This window comes from Nocardiopsis lucentensis DSM 44048 (assembly GCF_000341125.1).
Lineage (GTDB): Bacteria > Actinomycetota > Actinomycetes > Streptosporangiales > Streptosporangiaceae > Nocardiopsis > Nocardiopsis lucentensis.
On record NZ_ANBC01000388.1, the window covers coordinates 1 to 3528 of the forward strand.

Consider the following 3528-nt stretch of genomic DNA (forward strand, 5'->3'; position numbering starts at 1 on the left):
GAATTACTCATCTAGGCGGTGTTTTTTGGGTCCTCCGCTTCGCTTCGCTTCGGACCGTGTTCGGGCGCCCTCAAGGCAGGGATTCTTCATCCTCGTCCTCGCCTGTCGCTCGTTCCTCGCTCGCGGCTCGACTCGTCTTGCACAACCCTGCCGGCGCCCGAACGACACCCCCTCGGGTGACCGTTCCAAGAAACAGGGCCTAGTCGTCGGCCTTCCTCCGTCCCCGCCTGTCCTGAACGGTGAGGAGTCCACGATCACGGGCGCGGGTGACCCAGCGTGCGGCGGTGGACTTGGGCAGGTCCAGTCCGAGCGCGACCGTCTGGACGGGTGACTCCCCGAAGATGAGCGCGACCCGGTACAGGTAGGCCACCCACTTCAGTGCGCGGGTGGTGGGCCCTCCCTCGGCGATGTCCTCCGGCATGGGTCCCATGTTGAGCGCCATGGATCCCTTGACCGCTGACTCGATCCCCAGGCGCAGAACGGTTTGGACGGGCACCGAGCGGAGGGCCTCCCCCGTGACCTCGGTTCCCTCCTGCGCGGAGACGGTCAGCGAACGGCACTCGTACCGGCCGCTGTCGCGATTGAACTCGGCGCCCATGGTCACGTCGTAGCCCTGAACGTCCCGTCCTTCGACCTCGACGCGTCGGGGGAGGCGGAGGCCGTCACCGATGTCGATGATCGGATCCGCGCCGATCAGGGGTGCTTTGCCGTGAACTCTCATGGGATCCATCGTGATGCAATGAGATGGTCCTGTCAAAGCCAGCCCATATCGTGGTTGATCTTGACGGAACTCGCGCACTAATGTCGGAGTCGTTAGATTCCCCGACGGTCAACAGCGCGGAAGGACGGGCATGGGAAACGGATCGCACATACGACGGGTAGCCCTGATGACCCCTCGGCAGTTGTCGGACTACTTGGGTGTGCCTGTGCAGACCCTGGCCAACTGGCGTTGGCGGGAAGAAGGGCCGAAGTGGATCAAGCTCGGTCGACGCGTGCGCTATCGGCCGGACGAGGTCGAGCGCTGGCTGAGCGCCCAGGGACAGGGTGGAGAGGCCGCATGACTCGCATTGACGACGGTGACCCCCGTCCGGGCGGGGCGGACGGCCGCGTGGACGCCCACGTGAACCGATGTGAGCCCGGCGTGCCCACCCAGTTCGCCCGGCTACGCGCCGCGCTCGGCTACGCCGCGCGCGGATGGCCGGTGTTTCCCTGTGAACCCGATGGCAAGGCGCCCCTCGGCGCCCTCGCGCCGCACGGAGTCAAGAACGCCACGACCGATCCCCATCGGATCGCCGCCTGGTGGCGGTACTGCCCGGAGGCCAACGTGGCCATCGCGACCGGTGCTCCGGCCGTGGACGTGGTCGACGTCGACAACAAGCCCGACGGCGACGGGTTCGCCGCGTTCAACCGCCTCGTGCGCGCCGGGGTGTTGGGCGGCGCCATCTATCTCGTGCGCACCCCGTCCGGCGGCCTCCACGCCGGATTCCCCGGCACCGATCAGGGATGCGGACGCCTGGGCCCCCACTTCATCGACTTCAAGGCCCGGGGCGGCTACGTCGTCGCTCCGCCCTCGACCGTGCGAGGACGTCCCTACACGCTCACCGAGGAACGCCCCGTCGGCGCACCGGTGGTCTGGGCACGCGTCAAGCGCGTCCTCGACCCAGCCGGGCCGAAGCGTCCGGCGCCCGTGCGCGCGACTCTTCCGCCGCGCGGCGTCGACGCCCTCGCCGACTGGCTGGCCAAACAGAAGGAGGGCAACCGCAACAACGCTCTGTTCTGGGCGGCGTGCCGAGCGGTGGAAACCGGTGCGGGCACTGGTGACCTCGACCGACTCGTCGACGCCGCTGTCGGCGTCGGCCTCGACGAGCGGTCCGCGCGCGCCACCGCCCGTTCCGCCGCGCGCCGTTGGGCGGTGGGCACGTGACCGAACAGACCGAGTACACCTTGGGCGACCTCGACCGGGGCGACACCCTGGACGCTCTCCTCGACGAGGTGCGCGCGGCCTTCACCCGCTACGTGGTGCTGCCCACCCCCGAGGCCGTCGACGCCTTGGTGCTGTGGTGCGCGGCCACCCATGCCCAGGCCGTCGCCGACCACGCGCCGCGCCTGGTGATCAAGGCCCCGGAGAAGCGGTGCGGTAAGTCGCGGTGCCTGGACATCGTGGAGGCGTTGAGCTTCAAACCCGTCGTGGCGGTCAACGCGACCCCGGCCGCGATCTTCCGCAGTATCGAGGCCGACGAGCCCCCGACGCTCATCTTCGACGAGGTCGACACGATCTTCCCGGCCAGGAGCACCAAAGCCGCCGAGAACAACGAGGAACTGCGCGGGCTGCTCAACGCCGGACACCAGCGAGGCCGTCCCGCGCGACGCGTCGTCGGAAAGGGAACCGAACAGGTGGTCGCGGAGTTCGCCACGTTCGCCATGGCGGCGTTGGCCGGCATCGGGTCCATGCCCGACACGATCGAGGATCGGGCGGTGGTCATCACCATGCGTCGCCGTGCCCCTGACGAGCGGGTCGCGAAGTTCCGCTACCGGCGCGACCAGCTTCCGCTCCACGGCTTGCGTGAACGCTTGGGTGATGTGATCAAGACCCACCTCGACACCCTCGCCGGCGCCGAGCCGAACATGCCGGTGGAGGACCGGGCGGCCGATACGTGGGAACCGCTCATCGCTCTCGCCGACGCCGCCGGGGGAACCTGGCCCGACCGTGCCAGGCGGGCCGCGGAGGCGCTGACGAGCGCTCTCGACGCGGAGGGCGGGGCCTCGATCGGTGTCCGACTGCTCACGGACTGCCGCGCGGTGTTCGCCTCCCACGGCGATCCCGGCGCCCTCAAGACCGCGGTGCTCCTCGAAGGACTCAAAGCGATCGAGGAGGGGCCGTGGTCGGACTGGGGACGCAACGGGTTGACCGGGCGCAAGCTCGGCGACCTTCTCGTCGAGTACGGCATCAAGCCCGGCAACGTTCGGTTCGAAGACGGTTCCCAGGCCAAGGGCTACCTCCGGATGAAGTTCTCCGACGCCTGGTTGCGCTATTGCGCTCCCGGCCCGGCCCCCGAACCACCCCGGGAGGTGAGCCGTCCTGGCCCTGTCGATGGGCACGGAGTCGGGGCGGAGGGGCCGGTACAGGCGGGGGAGACCACCGCGACGGGTACCTGCAAGACCCCCGACTGCGGCCGCCGTGTCGCGTTCGACCTGTTCCCACACGGCTACTGCTACGACCACCAACCCGCCGCCGCGTGACCCAGCTGAGATCAGTCCCGGCGTTCCGTGCCGTCCGGGGAGCCACCGAGCCCCTCCAGTTCGCCGATCGCCTCGCCCAGCCAGGCGACCCAGAAGGTCTCCATGTCGATTCCGGCCCTGAGTACGAGGCGCTGCACGCGGTCCCGGTCCGTGCCCCGTTCCCTGGCCGCGTCGCGCTTCTCGATCTCCTGGTACTCCTCCAGCTGGGCGGAGTGCAGGGCACGGTGGCGGCGCAGCTCCTCCACGAGATCGCCGATCCCCACGACCCCCGCCGCGCGCAGCCGTAGC

Annotated in this window: 4 protein-coding genes and 1 pseudogene; 3 read left to right on the plus strand and 2 right to left on the minus strand. The window is 69.5% G+C overall.

Translation table 11 applies throughout. The features are described 5' to 3' along the window. Positions 1–199: 199 nt before the first annotated feature. Positions 200–721 carry a hypothetical protein gene (locus tag D471_RS0113030; RefSeq protein WP_152486298.1) on the minus strand — a complete coding sequence of 174 codons (522 nt, stop codon included), beginning with the start codon at positions 719–721 and terminating at the stop codon, positions 200–202. A gap of 166 nt (positions 722–887) precedes the next feature. On the opposite strand from D471_RS0113030, the gene D471_RS38385 reads away from it, so the two are divergent. The 3 genes from D471_RS38385 to D471_RS0113040 are packed head-to-tail and all read left to right on the plus strand — an operon-like array spanning position 888 to position 3240. Next, entirely contained in the window at positions 888–1061 is a 174-nt protein-coding gene (locus tag D471_RS38385) for a helix-turn-helix transcriptional regulator (protein ID WP_017599016.1), read from the plus strand. Then, complete coding sequence (locus D471_RS34270; RefSeq protein WP_017599017.1) at positions 1058–1924, plus strand: bifunctional DNA primase/polymerase; 867 nt, start codon at positions 1058–1060, stop codon at positions 1922–1924. The genes D471_RS38385 and D471_RS34270 overlap by 4 nt, the downstream gene beginning before the upstream one ends. Then, positions 1921–3240: a DUF3631 domain-containing protein gene (locus D471_RS0113040; protein WP_017599018.1), complete on the plus strand. Its 1320-nt coding sequence runs from the start codon at positions 1921–1923 to the stop codon at positions 3238–3240. The genes D471_RS34270 and D471_RS0113040 overlap by 4 nt, the downstream gene beginning before the upstream one ends. 11 nt (positions 3241–3251) lie before the next feature. On the opposite strand, the pseudogene D471_RS34275 reads toward D471_RS0113040, so the two are convergent. Next, positions 3252–3528: pseudogene (locus D471_RS34275) on the minus strand (PadR family transcriptional regulator); the annotation flags it as partial.

What these genes read in the sequence shown, in the direction of transcription:
- D471_RS0113030 (WP_152486298.1), bottom strand. Translation starts at nt 721, where the DNA reads ATGAGAGTTCACGGCAAAGCACCCCTGATCGGCGCGGATCCGATCATC.
- D471_RS38385 (WP_017599016.1), top strand. Translation starts at nt 888, where the DNA reads ATGACCCCTCGGCAGTTGTCGGACTACTTGGGTGTGCCTGTGCAGACC.
- D471_RS34270 (WP_017599017.1), top strand. Translation starts at nt 1,058, where the DNA reads ATGACTCGCATTGACGACGGTGACCCCCGTCCGGGCGGGGCGGACGGC.